The 17,257-nt window shown below is 42.8% G+C and carries 14 protein-coding genes, 1 pseudogene and 1 riboswitch; of the genes and pseudogenes, 9 read left to right on the top strand and 6 right to left on the bottom strand.

Annotated elements, in window-relative coordinates:
* Window positions 1-2 precede the first annotated feature (2 nt).
* The 6 genes from cobC to Q0Y52_RS00875 are packed head-to-tail and all read right to left on the bottom strand — an operon-like array spanning window position 3 to window position 4,978.
* The gene (gene cobC / locus Q0Y52_RS00900) at window positions 3-653 is read right to left on the bottom strand and encodes a histidine phosphatase family protein (protein WP_297816792.1); all 651 of its coding nucleotides are present in this window, start codon (window positions 651-653) and stop codon (window positions 3-5) included.
* The gene (gene cobU / locus Q0Y52_RS00895) at window positions 650-1,186 is read right to left on the bottom strand and encodes a bifunctional adenosylcobinamide kinase/adenosylcobinamide-phosphate guanylyltransferase (RefSeq protein ID WP_297816789.1); all 537 of its coding nucleotides are present in this window, start codon (window positions 1,184-1,186) and stop codon (window positions 650-652) included. The genes cobC and cobU overlap by 4 nt, the downstream gene beginning before the upstream one ends.
* A gap of 16 nt (window positions 1,187-1,202) precedes the next feature.
* The gene (cobS, locus tag Q0Y52_RS00890; RefSeq protein WP_297816786.1) at window positions 1,203-1,991 is read right to left on the bottom strand and encodes an adenosylcobinamide-GDP ribazoletransferase; all 789 of its coding nucleotides are present in this window, start codon (window positions 1,989-1,991) and stop codon (window positions 1,203-1,205) included.
* A 10-nt stretch (window positions 1,992-2,001) separates the two neighbouring features.
* Window positions 2,002-3,096 carry a nicotinate-nucleotide--dimethylbenzimidazole phosphoribosyltransferase gene (gene cobT, locus Q0Y52_RS00885; protein WP_297816783.1) on the bottom strand — a complete coding sequence of 365 codons (1,095 nt, stop codon included), beginning with the start codon at window positions 3,094-3,096 and terminating at the stop codon, window positions 2,002-2,004.
* A 29-nt stretch (window positions 3,097-3,125) separates the two neighbouring features.
* On the bottom strand, window positions 3,126-4,148 hold the full coding sequence (locus Q0Y52_RS00880) for an iron ABC transporter permease (RefSeq protein ID WP_297816781.1): 1,023 nt from the start codon (window positions 4,146-4,148) through the stop codon (window positions 3,126-3,128).
* Entirely contained in the window at window positions 4,145-4,978 is an 834-nt protein-coding gene (locus Q0Y52_RS00875) for an ABC transporter ATP-binding protein (protein ID WP_297816779.1), read from the bottom strand. Before Q0Y52_RS00875 ends, Q0Y52_RS00880 begins: the two co-directional genes overlap by 4 nt.
* Before the next feature lie 178 nt (window positions 4,979-5,156).
* Window positions 5,157-5,308, bottom strand: a riboswitch (cobalamin riboswitch).
* 358 nt (window positions 5,309-5,666) lie between these two features.
* Here Q0Y52_RS00875 and sbcD point away from each other — a divergent pair.
* The 9 genes and pseudogenes from sbcD to Q0Y52_RS00830 all read left to right on the top strand — a co-directional run.
* Entirely contained in the window at window positions 5,667-6,905 is a 1,239-nt protein-coding gene (gene sbcD, locus Q0Y52_RS00870) for an exonuclease subunit SbcD (protein ID WP_297816776.1), read from the top strand.
* On the top strand, window positions 6,902-10,576 hold the full coding sequence (locus Q0Y52_RS00865) for an AAA family ATPase (RefSeq protein ID WP_297816773.1): 3,675 nt from the start codon (window positions 6,902-6,904) through the stop codon (window positions 10,574-10,576). Before sbcD ends, Q0Y52_RS00865 begins: the two co-directional genes overlap by 4 nt.
* Window positions 10,577-11,143: 567 nt before the next feature.
* On the top strand, window positions 11,144-11,335 hold the full coding sequence (locus Q0Y52_RS00860) for a hypothetical protein (protein ID WP_297816771.1): 192 nt from the start codon (window positions 11,144-11,146) through the stop codon (window positions 11,333-11,335).
* Window positions 11,336-11,346: 11 nt separating this feature from the next.
* On the top strand, window positions 11,347-11,667 hold the full coding sequence (locus tag Q0Y52_RS00855; protein ID WP_297818068.1) for a hypothetical protein: 321 nt from the start codon (window positions 11,347-11,349) through the stop codon (window positions 11,665-11,667).
* Window positions 11,651-12,259 carry a hypothetical protein gene (locus Q0Y52_RS00850; RefSeq protein WP_297816768.1) on the top strand — a complete coding sequence of 203 codons (609 nt, stop codon included), beginning with the start codon at window positions 11,651-11,653 and terminating at the stop codon, window positions 12,257-12,259. Before Q0Y52_RS00855 ends, Q0Y52_RS00850 begins: the two co-directional genes overlap by 17 nt.
* A 2-nt stretch (window positions 12,260-12,261) precedes the next feature.
* Complete coding sequence (locus Q0Y52_RS00845) at window positions 12,262-12,462, top strand: hypothetical protein (RefSeq protein WP_297816766.1); 201 nt, start codon at window positions 12,262-12,264, stop codon at window positions 12,460-12,462.
* Window positions 12,463-13,059: 597 nt separating this feature from the next.
* Window positions 13,060-14,403: a hypothetical protein gene (locus tag Q0Y52_RS00840; RefSeq protein ID WP_297816762.1), complete on the top strand. Its 1,344-nt coding sequence runs from the start codon at window positions 13,060-13,062 to the stop codon at window positions 14,401-14,403.
* An 872-nt stretch (window positions 14,404-15,275) separates the two neighbouring features.
* Entirely contained in the window at window positions 15,276-16,109 is an 834-nt protein-coding gene (locus Q0Y52_RS00835; RefSeq protein ID WP_297816759.1) for a hypothetical protein, read from the top strand.
* A 700-nt stretch (window positions 16,110-16,809) separates the two neighbouring features.
* A pseudogene (locus Q0Y52_RS00830) lies at window positions 16,810-17,061 on the top strand (IS91 family transposase); the annotation flags it as partial.
* Window positions 17,062-17,257 lie beyond the last annotated feature (196 nt).

The raw sequence follows: 17,257 nt of genomic DNA, 5'->3' as shown, positions 1-17,257 counted from the left end.
TTTTATTCAAAATCTGCTTGCCCAAAGTCTGCTGGTAGGCCAATAAAAACCACACTCGGTTTAGCGTCTGGGTAGGCAGGAATAACGATACGGGTCAAACTGGCATGACCTATTTGTAATTGGCTATACCATTCCCCTGATCGCCAGTCTGTGGGCAGGATGTGGGCCAATATTTGCCTGATAACACCACCGTGGCATACCACTAAGTTGTTTTGTCCTTTGTGTTGTTTGCACAGTGACTGCCAACTTGCTACGACCCTATTATGAAAGGTTTCCAGTGACTCTCCCTGAGGCGGCGTATTATGGTCGGGATCTTGCCAGAACGAGGTCATTAATGGCCATTGCTGGGAATGGTCGTCAAACTCAATTCCGTCCCACTCGCCAAAATCACATTCTTGCATACCTGATTCAATCTGTAATGTTAGTCGATGGTCGGAGGCCAGCTCTTTGGCAAAATCACGGCATCGTCTTAGAGGTGAGCTAATGATATTGTCTAAATTATGAAGGCGATTAGTCTGCTGAAACATCTGTTGCCAGCCATCACGACTTAAAGCCACATCTGTTCGACCATATAAAGCCGCAGGTCCGTCTATTTGTCCATGGCGCACTAGATTGAATTGAGTGTCGTTTGACTTATTAATATCGTCTGTCATGTTGATGTGCCTTTTAAGGTCATAGGTAGACCTGCTGCAATGAATGTCACTTTATCCACACGGGCTGCCAAAGCTTGATTTAGCCAGCCTGCTTGGTCGACGAACTGACGGCTGACTTCCCCCATAGGTATAATGCCTAATCCGACCTCGTTGGACACTAAATAGATATCACATTTGCTGGTTTCAAGGGCGTCGAGTAATTCACTAAATAGGATCGTGTAATTTTGTTCGGGGTATTCGAATAAGTGATTGTTTAACCATAAAGTTAAACAATCAATCAACAATATTTGCTTAGGAAAAAATTCGACTTCTGCTAAGAGTAATGTGAGATCTAGTGGAACCTCAGCTAAGCGCCAATGGTCAGGGCGCTCCGCCTCATGATAAGCAATCCTTTGTGCCATTTCAGGATCGCTGGCCGTGGCGGTGGCGACAAACGTAACGGGTAAATTGGTTATTGCGCTTAGTTCTATCACTTGCTCTACAGCAAAACGTGATTTTCCTGAGCGAGCGCCCCCTAATACTAGGTGTATCATTCATTCACTCCTTGCTTCATAAAATGACTTGTATATTTGACAAGATAATTAGGTAAATCAGTAATTCCTGCAGTTGTTGTGCTGCGCCTAGGCAATCTCCAGTGTAACCATTGATATGTTTATTCATCCAAAAACTCAGCCAATATCTCAATATCAAACTACCTACTAACAAATAAATAACAGTCAAAAGTGGTAACAAAATACAAGCGGCGGCTCCCGTTATCACCACAAAGCTCAATACTTTTGTGCAAAAAGGTTTGGCGAGTGGTGCACTTTTACTGCCACTATTTGGAATGTGATTTGATACGTAATGCATGTCTTGTACTAAGCTAATCGCCATTGCTCTAGATAGTGGGTAAGCGAGCAACACGCTAACGACAAGCCAGCCTTGTTCTGCAAGGGCGCTCAGTAAAATAAACTTGCTCAAGAGTGCCACAACTAGTGCACAAGTACCGAACGTGCCAATACGACTGTCCTTCATAATGGCTAATTTACGCGCTTTAGTATCACCACCAAAAAAGCCATCAAATGTATCTGCAAGGCCATCTTCATGTAAGGCGCCTGTCATCAGTAAGCTAAGTATGATCATTAAACAAAGAGCGGGTGAACTGCCAATCAATGGCTGAGTAACGCTATACACGCCAATAAGTATGAATGCTAAAAGCCAACCGACTAACGGAAAATAGCGACTGGCCCTGCGCATTTTACTTGGGCTGTATTGTATGTTTTTGGAGGAAGGTAGACGACTGAAAAAACTCAGCGCGAGTAAAAATAAGTTTAATTGGTACCTACACCATGTTTGCATTATGGCTTGCTCATACTGTGACTTGCGCACTGTCAAAGGTCGCCATATTATTATAGAAATTGGCTGCGACTCTCAGTAAAGGCACAGCCAATGCAGCGCCAGTACCTTCCCCTAATCGTAACCCTAAATCCAACAATGGTGTTGCATTGAGCTCTTTGAGCAATAGCTGATGAGCGTTTTCTGCAGAACAATGAGCAAACAGCATAAATTGTTGTGCTTGTGGCGAGATGCGAGTGGCTATTAAAGCCGCAACCGATACAATAAAGCCATCAACTAATATGGTTTTACCTGCACTCGCGGTGGCTAACATCGCCCCCACTATTTGCCCAATTTCAAAGCCGCCGACTTCGACTAATGCAGATTGTGCGCTTAACCGGTCAGTTGCATATTGTCCTTGGACTCGCTGTTGTGCAAGGTTAATAAGGCGGATTTTTTTCATTAATTGTTGTGATGTAATACCTGTTCCAATCCCCGTGGTTTGCTGGGCGGGTAAACCTGTTAACACACTCAGCAGTGCAGATGCGGCACTTGTATTGCCAATGCCCATCTCGCCAAAACCCAGGACGTTAGTGCCTGTTTGTAATTGTTGTACAGCGGCTTGTTGACCCATTAATAAACATTGTTCAGCTTGAACATGGGTCATGGCGGGTTTGATAGAAAAGTCAGCGGTACCCGGTACAATAGACTGATTAATTAACATAGGATGGGGTGTTTCTACTGGGTGTAACATGCCCGCATCAATCACGCTTAGGTGTATATTTAAACTGTCACAAAAACAATTAATGGCAGCGCCGCCCGCTAAAAAGTTTGCCACCATTTGCCTTGTCACTTCACTGGGCGCAATACTCACACCGTTTTGAGCAATGCCGTGGTCGGCTGCAAAAATCATAATGGTGGGGTGGATGATCTCAATATATTGGTAATTGCCTGAATGATAGCCTTGAGTCAGGCTTAACCTTTTAGCGATGGTTTCAAGTTGACCTAAGGCGCCAATGGGTTTGGTTTTCGTGTCGATGTGAACTTGTATGTCAGCAAGCTTCGCCTGATCTAGCTGTGGGATATTCCAATATTTAGATGTAAAAACCGGAAGTTGATGAGTCTGCATAATATTTGGAATACCTTGTTAATTGATTTTTAACTGCGTCTTTGGCTCATCACGATGAGAAAAAACACACTGCCAATAGCTGAAGTAATAATGCCTATGGGAATTTCTTGATTAGGCAATGCCACACGAGCCAACACATCAACCCACACCATAAAACATCCTCCGAGTAACACGCAGCCGAGGGTAACAATACGGCTGGTGACACCCAACCATGTTCTAACAATATGCGGGATCATCAAACCAACAAAACCTATACCCCCACAATAAGACACAATGCAGGCGGTGAGTGCGGCACAAATTGCCAGGGATAAAATCCGTAAACGGGTGACCTGTACGCCAAGTGTTTTAGCGTTCTCATCCCCAATTAATAGTGCGTCCATATGCCTGCCATAAAGTAGTAATATTGCCACGCTCACCACTACAACCGGCAGCATTACCCAGGCATACCAAGACTCTACTCGGGCGAGGCTGCCCATTAGCCAAAATATCACTTTGTTGGCAGCAAAAGGTTCACCCAAAAACAATAAAAAATGACTCAGTGCACTGAGCATAAAAGACACAGCTATGCCTGCGAGCAGCATATGTTCAGTTTTACTGCCAAAGGTTTTCGACGCCAAAATCTGCACTAAAAACACCGAAAACAACGCACCTAAAAATGCTGCAAAGGGAAGGGCCAATGAAAAAGATAGATTAGGGAACATTTCTAGCAGCCCAATTTGCTCAGCTACCTTGCTATCAAATAACAAGGTGGCAATGCTGGCACCTAATCCGGCTCCTGATACCACTCCAAATAAATAGGGGTCGGCTAAACCATTGCGGGTAATATTTTGTAATGTAGCGCCCGCTACCGCTAACCCTGCGCCTACCAAAAATCCCACAAATACTCTTGGCGCTCGGATTTCCCAAAAAATCATGCTGTTCACGGGATCTTGGCAACCTTGGGTGATACATTGCACAAGTTGTGTACTGGAAAAATCTGCGGCGCCAAAAAACAAAGCGCCAATAGGTGAGGCGATAACCAGTAAACATAAAAACATCCATTTTTTGTTCACGTGTCACAGCCCTTAGCAGCAGACATGATATCTGTTTCAACTTCATCAGGTGGGTAAAAGTCCACCCGAAATGCTGCATTGTTAACTTCATGCCTTATTTGGCATGGTATTTTAAACACCTGTTGTAAGCGTTGTGAGGTGAGCACCTGTTCCGGTGAACCTTGTGCGACCATTTTTCCTGCATCCAACAAACAAAGATGATCACAATAATTGGCGGCTAAATTTAAGTCATGTAGGCTCATGACTACTGTAATATTCAGTTTGTGAGCAAGGGAACGCAGCAACTTAAGCACTTGATGTTGATAATATATATCGAGATGATTAACTGGCTCGTCTAAGATGATAAGTGCGGCTTTTTGCACTAAGGCGCGGGCAATTAAACCTCGTTGTTGTTCACCGCCAGATAAAGAATTAAAGCTTTGCTTAACTTTGTTTTCGAGTCCTACCCGGAATATGGCGTCGCTGATGCTTTTGTCGTCATGGGGTGTTTGTCTGCTGAGTAATGATTTGTGCGGTAACAGGCCCATGCGCACTATCTGGTATAGGTCTAAAGCAAAGACGCTTTCGTTAAGTTGATTCACTACTGAGATTTGTTTTGCCAAAGACATAGGATCGTAATCTGTCAGGGTTTTATTATTCCAACTGACACTATGATGACTCGCTAATTGCCCTGATAACATTTTAAGTAGGCTGGTTTTACCGGCCCCATTGGGTCCCAGCACACCCATGACTTTGCCTGCGCCTAGATTAAGGCACACATCAGACAAAATCTGTTGTTGACCTATTTTTAGGCTCACATTGGTGGCAATAAGGGAGCAGGTGCTAGACATGCGATGGCTGGCACTCACGCTTGTATTCAATAATCAGAATAACATTCACTATCAAAATGTTGACTCAAATAGCGAGGGCAGGGAAACACATCAAACAACAGCATGATAACTGTCTAGATAAAATGTTATCCGTGTGTTCCCGCACGAAAATTTAAAGTATACCTTGAAGTAGATTACCTACTTCAAGGTGGTATAAGGCTGGTATCTGACTGACGTTTTTATCAACGTTTACAGTTGCGGGTACAGTTTTGGATTTTCACCAAATTCCCAATTATTTTGGGTGATTATTGCAAGCAATATCAACCCAAAACCTTCTTTACAGGCTACGAATATAACAAGTATGTGGATGGGATTCGAGGGGGAATTGGTTTGATGGTGAAATATCATGTTATCACACCTTGGGTGGTGTTGGTTTATGCCCCTGTGGCACACTCGAGCTTTAAATCTTTTGAACAGTGCCTAAGCATACTCAGAGGCATACCACTATACCCCGGGGCCGCCCATTGAGGGTTTTGTTGACTTTGCCATTATTGGATATGTGTGCTTTGTCAGTTTTATTAAATCACTTTTAATCTCATGGAATTAAAAGGGATAGGCTTAAGAGTATTTTGGTTTAGCATGGGTATAATGGCAATCCGCGCTTATTGCACCGAAATAACCTGTTTTTAGACGTCTGGGAAGGGTCACAATGAAGATACTGCACACCTCTGATTGGCATCTTGGCCAAAGTTTCTTCACTAAAAGTCGTAAAGAAGAGCACCAAGGGTTTATTGACTGGCTTTTACAGCAGGTCGCTGCAGAGCAAGTCGACGCGGTGATCATCGCCGGTGATATTTTTGATACGGGTACGCCACCCAGTTACGCCCGAGAAATGTATAACCAGTTTGTGGTGGACATGCAACAGCTCAACTGTGTGTTAGTGGTGCTGGGCGGCAATCACGACTCGGTTTCGACGTTAAACGAATCCAAGCAAATTCTTGCCTGTTTGAATACCTTTGTGGTGGCCAGTACCGGTATCGCTACTGACGAACAAGTCTTTACTATCCCCGATAAACTCGGCCAACCTGGGGCTATTTTATGCGCGGTGCCTTTTATCCGAGCCAGAGATGTGCTGCAAAGTGCAGCAGGTGAAACAGGATTACAAAAACGCCAAGCACTGGGCGATGCGATTAAGCAGCATTACCAAACACTTTATCAAATCGCCGAGGCAAAAAGGCAAAACTCTGGCCTAGCCATACCCATCGTTGCCACCGGACATTTAACCGCGCTGGGGGTCAGCCAATCTGAAAGTGTGCGCGACATTTACATCGGTACCTTAGACGGGTTTGCCGCTGACGGATTCCCCCCCGCTGACTACATTGCGTTGGGGCATATTCATAAGCCGCAGATAGTCGCCAAGTCTGAACATATCCGTTATTGCGGCTCACCTATTCCCTTGAGTTTTGATGAACTCGGTACACAGAAGCAAGTCATGCTGGTGGAATTTACGGGGGCAAAACGTACGCGTTTAACCCCCATTAACATTCCTGTTTTTCAGCCCATGCAAGTGCTCGGAGGTGACTTGTTAGCGATAACAGCAGCGTTACAATCTTTTAAACATAAAGATGCTACAGAATTGGCCTGTTGGTTGTGCCTAGAAGTAGACAGCCAAGATTATTTATCAGACTTGCAGCAACGTATCCAAGATATCACGCAAGGGGTCAATGTAGAGGTGTTGCAATTACGGCGTTCGCGCAACCAGCGCAGACAGTTGCTTAGCCAAATGCAAAGTGAAACCCTTGCAGAGTTAACGCCCCAAGACGTATTTGAAAAACGTTTAGCCATGGAAGTATTCGACACTGAGGATGAGCAGCAAACACTGGGGCAAGTGCGACAGCGGTTTAGCCAGATATTATCTGAAGTAGCCCATAAGGGAACCGATGTATGAAGATTTTAAGCATTCGGTTAAAAAACCTCAATTCACTCAAGGGGGAATGGAAAATTGATTTTACCCATTCTCCTTTTGCCAAAAACGGTCTATTTGCGATTACCGGACCCACTGGGGCAGGCAAAACCACCTTATTAGATGCTATTTGCCTAGCGCTTTATCATCAAACGCCTAGGCTGGGTCAGATCACGAATGCATCTAACGAAATTATGACCCGAGGCACGTCTGAATGTTTGGCAGAGGTGGAGTTTGAGGTAAAAGGCAAAGCGTATCGGGCTTTTTGGAGTATGCGTCGTTCACGGGGCAACGTGGAGGGCAATTTACAACCCGCCGATGCTGAACTCGCAGAGGTCGCCACGGGCAAAGTACTGGCCACCCAAATTCGCCAAAAAAATGAAGAAATAGAAAAATTAACTGGCTTAGACTTTGGCCGTTTTACCAAGTCTATGATGCTCTCCCAAGGGAATTTTGCCGCGTTTCTTAACGCAGATGAAAATAAACGGGCGGAGTTACTGGAAGAGCTTACCGGTACTGAAGTCTATGGTCAGGTTTCAATAAAGGTGCATGAACACCATAGTCAAGCCAAACAAAAATTACATGCGTTACAAGTGGGCGCCAATACCTTCCAAGTCCTTAGCGCAGAGCAAAAGCACGTTTTGCAACAAGAGCTCACGCAATTACAAGACAAACAAACAGACACAGAGCAACAGATCAAAACCCATGAAAGCCATGTGAACTGGTGGGACAAACGACTCAGTACCCAGCAAAATCAACTCGATGCTAGTAAATTAAACACCGAGGCCAAGCAAGCCATCGCTGATGCACAAGTCGAATTAACTTTGCTAGAGAAAAGCGAACCGGCTGAGCGCTTGCGCCCTAGCTGGGAGCGGTTAGTCGAAGTCACGCAGCAACACACTTCGACTCATGAACAAATGGCAGGCCAACATGAAACAAAAACGGTATTGAGCGTAGAGTTAACAAGCGCAGCCGATAAGTTGTCACTAACAGCACAATCATTACAAAGCAGCAAACAAGCTCAGCAACGTCAGGAACAACTGATCACCGAGAAAGTACAGCCCCTTGATAGTCAGATAAGCGCTTTGACTGAAAAACACAGTGATAAACAACAGGCTATTTGTCAATTACAGCAACAACAACAAGAGTCGGCCAGAAAACAGCAAGTATTAACCGCAGCGTTAACTGGCTTGAACGCGCAACATAGCCTTGTGCAAAATTACCTCGCTGAGCATCATGCAGACAGTGCTGTAGGCACGCAGCTAAGCGGCTGGAGTGCGTCACTTGAACAGCTTGAACGGGATAATCAGGCAGCCCAAATACTACAAAAACAAACGGTAGACATCGACCGTCAACGCAATGAAAACATCACGGCTAAACAACGTCTACAAGGACAATGGCAAAATCTGTCTGAACGTTTAAATCAGCAACAGACTGCGCTGGCAGAAAAAGAGACAGCTTACCAAAGCTTAACTCATGAGTCAGACGCCAGCGCGCTTGAAAACCAAACTGCACATATTAATAGCCTTTGGCCTGAGTTACATAAAGCACAAGATATTCAACGTCGTTATTTACAATTAGAAAAAGATAAAACCAGTGGCCAGAATGAATTACTGGTTAGCCAGCAACAAGTAGACGAGCTAACAACCCAGCGCAATACCTTAGTGCAAAAATACCAAGAGCAAGAACAAGTCTGCAAAGATCTACAGCAACTGGTTAGCCAAGAAGAGCAGTTAGCACAATATCGCCAGTTACTTAAAACCGATGAAGCATGCCCGTTGTGCGGGGCAATTGAACATCCTAAATCACCGGCTATGGCGATAGATATTCCGCAAACCGTAAACAGAAAACACCAAGCTGAAATTCTGCTCGAGCAATGTAAACAAGCAGGCACAGTGGTTCGCGAAAAGCTGGATTCATTTAAGGTAAGATCGACAGAGTTACAAACTCGCCTAGCTGATTTAGGCGCGCTCAAAAATGAGTTAGTCATGCAATGGCAGGGCACAGTAGCATCACTACAGCTCAACTTCGCCATCAACGATACGCAAAGCTTACAAGCCTTTGAACGGGCACTTAAAAAACAGCTAGAACAAGTATCAAACCAGTTAAAATTAATCAGCCAGCTAGATAAAGCACGCCAAGCCAACAAAGAAGCGCTAAATATGACGCAGCGCGAAAGTGACAAACTCAGCAGCGAACTTAAATTACTGGAGCAAAGCCAAGAATCGTTGCAACAAAGCAGTCAAAAAACGACGCAAGATTACGCACAGCTTATTGAGTTGGTAGATAAAAACCGCACGGCCCTACTCACCAATATTACTGCCTTGGGTTACGTCGCTCCGCTAGAAAATGAATGGGTGCAATGGCTGCAAAGTAAGCGTGAAGATGCCACCCGTTATCAGCAAAAAATGCACGATAAAGAACAAATAAGTCGACAAATTGAGCTTAACAGTGCCGAACATGCAACATCCGAAAAGCTGTTGCAGAGTCTGGATGGGCAACTGTCATCAGAGCAATTACAAGAAGCTGAGCTTAAACAACAATGGGATGACAACGCTAAACAGCGCCATCAATTATTTGGCAAGCAAACGGTAGCACTCGCCAGAGAAAATGCCAATGTTCAGCTAAGTACTGCCGAGCAGGCCCATCATTTGGCGATGACAACTCACAAACAAATCGAGCTGCAATATAGCGACTTATTGGCAGCCATCAAAGCAAAAATACAACAGCAAACAGAGCTTGAACTGTCACTTAAAGCGCTTACCGATAAATGGTATGCGTTACTCACCAGCAGCCCTTTTGTTCATCAAGGCGAATTTGAAATGGCACTGCTGCCCGAACAGCAGCGCAGCCAGCTAATCAGTTTGAAACAAAGACTCGATACCCAATTACAGCGCGCTAATACGTTGTTAGAAAAGTCTGGGGTCCAGCTCGATGAACTTAATGCGATTGAAGAAGCAACCTTATGGTTACAAACACCACAACAAGACGTGAAGGTATTACTGCAGCAGCTGCAAAGTGAAAAAGACTTACTGGTAGAGCGCAGAGGTGGCATTAGCAATCAATTGTCGGCAGACCAAAAACAGACATCACGACAACAAGCATTACTCGACCAAATCGAACAACAGCGACAAGATTATGATCAGTTGAGCTACCTGCACGGTTTAATCGGCTCAGCCAACGGCGATAAATTCCGCCGCTTTGCCCAAGGACTCACGCTGGATAACTTGGTCTACCTTGCCAACAAACAACTCGACCGCATCCATGGCCGCTATCTGCTTAAACGCAAAGAAGAACAGGGGTTAGCGCTGACCGTACTCGATACTTGGCAGGGAGATGCAGAGCGTGATACCAAAACCTTATCAGGTGGGGAGAGCTTCTTGGTGAGTCTTGCGTTAGCTTTGGCTTTGTCTGACTTGGTGAGTCATAAAACCAGTATTGATTCGCTGTTTCTTGATGAAGGGTTTGGCACTTTGGATGCTGAAACCTTGGATATTGCCTTGGATGCTTTGGATAACTTGAATGCGTCGGGTAAAATGATTGGGGTGATCAGTCATATTGAGGCGATGAAAGAACGCATTCCAACGCAGTTGCGGGTGACGAAAAAGAGTGGATTGGGGGTGAGTGAGTTGGATCGTCAGTTTGCTGTGCTTTGAGTTTTTTATGCCCTAACGGGCACTGCCATACCTAGCTTTTTTCAAACAGCATCCCGCGTGGCGTCCGCTTACTGTGCGACTTACTTTTTTATGAAGTGTATTCTTAACCATCAGTTTTCAGGCCAGCGGAAGCTGTTCCATATTGAACACGTCAATATGGTCTACATCCAAAAAAAGTAGGCAAAAAAGGTCTCTCGCCAACTATGTTATTCATCCAATTATTTGTGAGATTTTGCTAAGGTTTGTACACCACCGCACTGCATTGGGATCGCATAATACTGAGGCCAGAATTAATCTTGGTTTATGTCTCAAAAAGCTTAAAGAGCAAGGTTGCTGATGCTGATTATTGACTGGAACAGCAACAAATACCCGAAAGTATTCGCATTCGTTAACGATGAGGGAGAGCGAGACACGGGCATTAAAAATTGGTATCGTTGCTATAGAAATCAGTAACATGGAATGTAAATTAGGTAGCCATAACAATGGTAAATTATGATAAACGTTCATAAAAAAAGGATTAGGTAGAACGGCCTAACCCATATTTCAAGACTTGGAGTCGTATCAAACATGAAACAAATATTTAAAAAGACCATACTGGCCGCGACTATAGCTGGTTTAAGCAATCATGCGGTTGCGGGTGATGTTCTGAATTCACCGTTAACTTATTCATCAGAAGGTTTACAAACTTTGGCACCAGGTGCTGAAAAAACAATTGAATCGTTAATTTACGAGTTGGGCGCTAATTTATATCGCATCTGACGAGATAAACTATTACTTTTACACCCGCAGGCGCTTTGGCAGAAACTCAATTCGAAGGAACTGTTGTAGCAGACGGTGATGAGAAAGGAAATTCAATTACTTTTAGTTTGTTAGACCAGACTGCAGACTCCGCGACTTATCGTGTTACTGCTGTTACTGACAACTACGATACTACAGAAACTGTCGTGGATTTTGGGGCAGTAAACCTTAATCTGGCCTCAATTGCTGCAGGTGCTGTGTCAGTGACGTATTCAAGCATAAAAGCCGGAAGCGATGATACGTTTGACAATGGTTCCGAGGGTAGTAAATACGGGTGTGCTAGCGGATTCTGAATCTCAAATAACAGCTATCACTGTTACAAATGAGTTTGACGCAGTCATTGATGTCAATACTGGTCGCACTATGTTCACAGAGGAGAGCGAAGGTCATGACAGTATGTCATTCACGATTGGAAATAACACTGATTTAGAAGATCCTGCAGAATTTACTACCTCTGTGGTTGATATTGAGATTCAAATTGAGGGTGGTGGTGAAGGGCTGATTTGGAACTCTGAGAATGGTGGACACCTGAGTTATGATGTTGATGACGGTATATTGACCGTTGATTATACTTATCCTGTAACCACCGATACCATTGCGGTAGGCACTTATCATGATGCTATAATTGCTCAGATACCTTTAATCGCTCAGGAATTTGAAGTATCTGCCGAGTACAGTTTTATAACAACAACTAATATATTTTTCTCTGCAGGCGAAGACGTTCCAGCTGGCGAATGGACTCTAAATGGCAATGAGGTTAATATTCCTTACATGCCTTTCGCTCCGGGTATTTCACAGATATTATATGTGACCAACTCGGGTGATTTTGATGGCGGTGTTTTATGTGACCTGCCCATGATGAAGATGGCACTCATTATGATTTAGGAATGGTTGCTACGGCAGGAGCAAGCTCGGTCACTAAGATCACGGCTCAAGTTAAAGACGCCTTAGCTGCTCAAGATTTCACCAAAGGCAAATTGTCAATCGATGTTACAGTTAATGCACCTGATGGAGATATCACAGTGCAAGCAGCCTATAACATTGGCTCAGATCGTGGATTCGTGATCACTGATCAATACAAAAAATAGTGATATGTACTTTGACTAAATTATTTTAATAATTTATAAAAAGGCGACTTATGTCGCCTTTTTTTTATATCTGTTGATAACAAGTTTGTAAGCGTTAATAACATGTTACACAGACGGCCTATATCACCGTGCTGTATCACAAAAATGCCTGTAAAAAAGCTTTGGTCGGGGTGACTATGCCTCTTAAGTACATAAAAGAACGCCATGCCCGCAGTACTCTATTAGGCAAGATTGCTTTTGGTTATATGCGCAGGGGATTTTATGATTTTGCTAAGGTTTGTACACCACCGCACTGCATTGGGATCGCATAATACTGAGGCCAGAATTAATCTTGGTTTATGTCCAAAAAGCTTAAAGAGCAAGGTCGCTGATGCTGATTATTGACTGGAACAGCAACAAATACCCGAAAGTATTCGCATTCGTTAACGATGAGGGAGAGCGAGACACGGGCATTAAAAATTGGTATCGTTGCTATAGATATCAGTAACATGGTATGTAAATTAGGTAGCCATAACAATGGTGAATTATGATGAACGTTCATAAACAAAGGATTAGGTAGGCCTAACCCATATTTCAAGACTTGGAGTCGTATCAAACATGAAACAAATATTTAAAAAGACCATACTGGCCGCGACTATAGTTGGTTTAAGCAATTATGCGGTTGCGGGTGATGTTCTGAATTCACCGTTAACTTATTCATTAGAAGGTTTAGTTGTTTCAGCTGCTAACGGAGAAAAAACAAAAACCATTACAGATTTAGGTTTCCAGTTGGGCGCTAATTATATCGCATCTGACGAGATAACTATTACTTTTACACCCGCAGGCGCTTTGGCAGAAACTCAATTCGAAGGAACTGTTGTAGCAGACGGTGATGAGAAAGGAAATTCAATTACTTTTAGTTTGTTAGACCAGACTGCAGACTCCGCGACTTATCGTGTTACTGCTGTTACTGACAACTACGACACTTCAGAAACTGTCGTGGATTTTGGGGCAGTAAACCTTAATCTGGCCTCAATTGCTGCAGGTGCTGTGTCAGTGACGTATTCAAGCATAAAAGCCGGAAGCGATGATACGTTTGACAATGGTTCCGAGGGTAGTAATACGGGTGTGCTAGCGGATTCTGAATCTCAAATAACAGCTATCACTGTTACAAATGAGTTTGACGCAGTCATTGATGTCAATACTGGTCGCACTATGTTCACAGAGGAGAGCGAAGGTCATGACAGTATGTCATTCACGATTGGAAATAACACTGATTTAGAAGATCCTGCAGAATTTACTACCTCTGTGGTTGATATTGAGATTCAAATTGAGGGTGGTGGTGAAGGGCTGAATTGGAACTCTGAGAATGGTGGACACCTGAGTTATGATGTTGATGACGGTATATTGACCGTTGATTATACTTATCCTGTAACCACCGATACCATTGCGGCAGGCACTTATCATGATGCTATAATTGCTCAGATACCTTTAATCGCTCAGGAATTTGAAGTATCTGCCGAGTACAGTTTTATAACAACAACTAATATATTTTTCTCTGCAGGCGAAGACGTTCCAGCTGGCGAATGGACTCTAAATGGCAATGAGGTTAATATTCCTTACATGCCTTTCGCTCCGGGTATTTCACAGATATTATATGTGACCAACTCGGGTGATTTTGATGGCGGTGTTTATGTGACTGCCCATGATGAAGATGGCACTCATTATGATTTAGGAATGGTTGCTACGGCAGGAGCAAGCTCGGTCACTAAGATCACGGCTCAAGTTAAAGACGCCTTAGCTGCTCAAGATTTCACCAAAGGCAAATTGTCAATCGATGTTACAGTTAATGCACCTGATGGAGATATCACAGTGCAAGCAGCCTATAACATTGGCTCAGATCGTGGATTCGTGATCACTGATCAATACAAAAAAAGTGACATGTACGAAATGATCCCTTAATCGCACTAAATTATTTTAATAATTTATAAAAAGGCGACTTATGTCGCTTTTTTTATATCTGTTGATAACAAGTTTGTAAGCGTTAATAACATGTTACACAGACGGCCTATATCACCGTGCTGTATCACAAAAATGCCTGTAAAAAAGCTTTGGTCGGGGTGACTATGCCTCTTAAGTACATAAAAGAACGCCATGCCCGCAGTACTCTATTAGGCAAGATTGCTTTTGGTTATATGCGCAGGGGATTTTATGATTTTGCATTGAAGATCCATTGGTGAACTAAAAGATACTCAGTCACCTGAGTACAAAAAATGACGAAGTCGTCGAGCTATTTCTTCCACAAAGTCGAGCACCGCCTCAGATAAGTCTGTTTGAATAAAAGCTGTTTATCATCATAAGCAAAACTGGTTTTCACAACAGCAAGAGGCGTTTGGGTTAAATTCTGAATTAAGCAAAAACGGTTGATTAATAGATGACAAATAGCCAACTTTCACTCCCTCAAGAATATAAAATAGATGTCAATATGGAGTGTATGAGGCATTAAATATTTTAATTTTAGGAAAAGTGACGTTTTATTTTACCTATAATAAAGCTATGAAGATGCTGGGAAGTAAAGAGAAAAGATTATCTTACAAAACATTAAGGTCAGTTCTGAACATTATCCAAAGTTTCATGCATAATATGCTGAGAGATTCAATTCTGATAAGGGAGATTACGGTGCCATGTTCTGGCATACTTAGAAATCCTGCAACAAATGAAGCCTCATGATCAACAACGAATTTACCCTCACATGACTGAGGAGCATTGGAAGGGTTATCTGTGTTTCTAATTCAAATTTTATTTATTGGTTTTTTTTAATGGTGTATTAATTTATGAACAAGAATACAGTGGTTGTAATATTAGGAATTTTATTTAGTTTTGCCAGCTTTGCATCTCCCTTTGAAGAAATATTAGGTGATCACAAAAGTATAAACAATGCAAATAAATCTAGGGGCACAAGCTATTTGAATGTCATTACAGACAAAAATCGTGGAAAATATCTTGAAAAAAATCTGGGTATTGAATGCTTCGCTTTTGTGAGAAAAGTATACGAAAAAGGTGGTGATTTTTATACCGAGGCCTTGCATAAGGCGCGCAGACCCATAATGGATACGGCATTTTCAGAATGGGTTGTTGATGGTAACGAAACATTTCATCACTATACAAATGCGTCCCAAGTTTATGATATATTTAACAAAGATAATGACAAAAAAAGAAGTGTTGAAGCCCATGAAGATGGAGTCTATGAGGAAATATTTGAATTTGTACGAACAAATAATTCGCGAGGGACTGTTAAGTCTCGAGCTCTTTGGAATTCTGTTTTTTATATTTCCAGTGGTACTGAATCATATTTTGATAAACGCAAATATTTAAACAACCTCACTCTCAGTCCTTCATGCTCTGCTATTTCCACCTCAGATGAACTGTGGCAAGCAGCATTGGATGAAGTGGAGTTACGATTGCCAGGTCTAAAAAAAGCCTGTGGTGACAAACTCAACCAAACCTATATCTATCCGGGACATGATTACGGATTTCATCATAAAACTTCTTATATAATGGCCGAAGATAGTGGAGTGGAAATGATGCAATATGTGGATGGCTATGACTTTTTCCAGCTATTGAGCTCACGATGTATTGAGGTTTCCTCAGCTCACATTAAATATTAAAATTATTATCACCGAAGGCCAAAACTATTGTGTTGTAGACAAAGATTGCGTTTATAAACATACAACTGGTTAGTGTGCAAAGGGTTAATTGCTACTGCAAGTTAAGGCATTTGAAGTTTACAATGAAATGCCCGATGCGCAAAAACTCAAACAAATTAAAGTGGATACCGCTTGTTATAAATACTTGCCTAGTGTTCGTTGCCTTCCTCCTGGAGATGCAATTTGTGAAAACCGTAAGTGTGTAAAAAAATGGCCTCTAAGGAAAACCCCCAAGTAAGCCCGCTCGACTACAGAAACCCAAAATTTTAACAGTGTCATGATGACCGTAAGAGGCGTTTTGGTGCCAATTATTAGGCAGTTGTATAGTATTCTTAGTCAGCTTGGCACCAATTCCAGTGGCGTATAAATTACTGTATAGCATAAGAGTAGGAGGTATGGATGAAATACGGTTTTATTTTAATGGCTTACAGTTCTGAGGTTAAAAAGACCTCAGTGCAGGAGCGTGGTTTAAAAAAAGTTTCAAAACAATCATAAAGAAGACAATAGTCTCACTTGTTTTTATGATGGAGGTGATTTCGTTGTGTTATTCGAGGGTAAAAAATACGAACAATCTGTATATGAATATATTCAAGGAAAGTGTCAATCCTCTCGGCACCTAACTTCACATTATGATGGGGATGAGTTCTATGTTTTCGATGCAGGTGCACAACGAATGGCAAAAAGCGCCACCTTGCTGGTTGATGATGTGTTGCCCCATGAGCCCATTAGTCAATGGGCATTGAGCTTCCCTTTTCAACTTAGATTTTTGTGTGCCAGCTATCCCCAGATTATGGGAAAAGTACTGGGTATTGTGTATCGCACACTTGCCACCCATATCACTAAAAAAGTAGGTTACAACAAACAGACCACACAAACGGGGGCGGTCACACTGATCCAACGATTTGGCTCAGCAGGGGGGGGGAAGGGCAGGACGCCCGAAGTCATTTAAATATCCGCTTTCACGAAGCACATCCCTGTGCTTCACCCCTTTGTGGAAGCCACTGGCTGTGTAAATCGACTATCCTGCCGATTTTTCATATGCTCTACCTCGATGGTGTATATGCCGAAGATAACTATGGCAAAACACGTTTTGATGATGAACATCCTTG

The sequence above is a fragment of the uncultured Paraglaciecola sp. genome (assembly GCF_943787955.1).
GTDB lineage: Bacteria > Pseudomonadota > Gammaproteobacteria > Enterobacterales > Alteromonadaceae > Paraglaciecola.
Note: the sequence above shows the minus strand (reverse complement) of the source record. Positions and strands in the feature narration are given on the sequence as shown.

Excerpts from the sequence above, each read along its gene's own strand:
- Q0Y52_RS00875 (WP_297816779.1), bottom strand. The coding sequence starts at position 4,978 with ATGTCTAGCACCTGCTCCCTTATTGCCACCAATGTGAGCCTAAAAATA.
- Q0Y52_RS00865 (WP_297816773.1), top strand. The coding sequence starts at position 6,902 with ATGAAGATTTTAAGCATTCGGTTAAAAAACCTCAATTCACTCAAGGGG.
- cobT (WP_297816783.1), bottom strand. The coding sequence starts at position 3,096 with ATGCAGACTCATCAACTTCCGGTTTTTACATCTAAATATTGGAATATC.
- Q0Y52_RS00840 (WP_297816762.1), top strand. The coding sequence starts at position 13,060 with ATGAAACAAATATTTAAAAAGACCATACTGGCCGCGACTATAGTTGGT.
- cobU (WP_297816789.1), bottom strand. The coding sequence starts at position 1,186 with ATGATACACCTAGTATTAGGGGGCGCTCGCTCAGGAAAATCACGTTTT.
- cobS (WP_297816786.1), bottom strand. The coding sequence starts at position 1,991 with ATGCAAACATGGTGTAGGTACCAATTAAACTTATTTTTACTCGCGCTG.
- Q0Y52_RS00860 (WP_297816771.1), top strand. The coding sequence starts at position 11,144 with ATGAAACAAATATTTAAAAAGACCATACTGGCCGCGACTATAGCTGGT.
- Q0Y52_RS00835 (WP_297816759.1), top strand. The coding sequence starts at position 15,276 with ATGAACAAGAATACAGTGGTTGTAATATTAGGAATTTTATTTAGTTTT.
- sbcD (WP_297816776.1), top strand. The coding sequence starts at position 5,667 with ATGAAGATACTGCACACCTCTGATTGGCATCTTGGCCAAAGTTTCTTC.
- Q0Y52_RS00845 (WP_297816766.1), top strand. The coding sequence starts at position 12,262 with ATGGTTGCTACGGCAGGAGCAAGCTCGGTCACTAAGATCACGGCTCAA.
- cobC (WP_297816792.1), bottom strand. The coding sequence starts at position 653 with ATGACAGACGATATTAATAAGTCAAACGACACTCAATTCAATCTAGTG.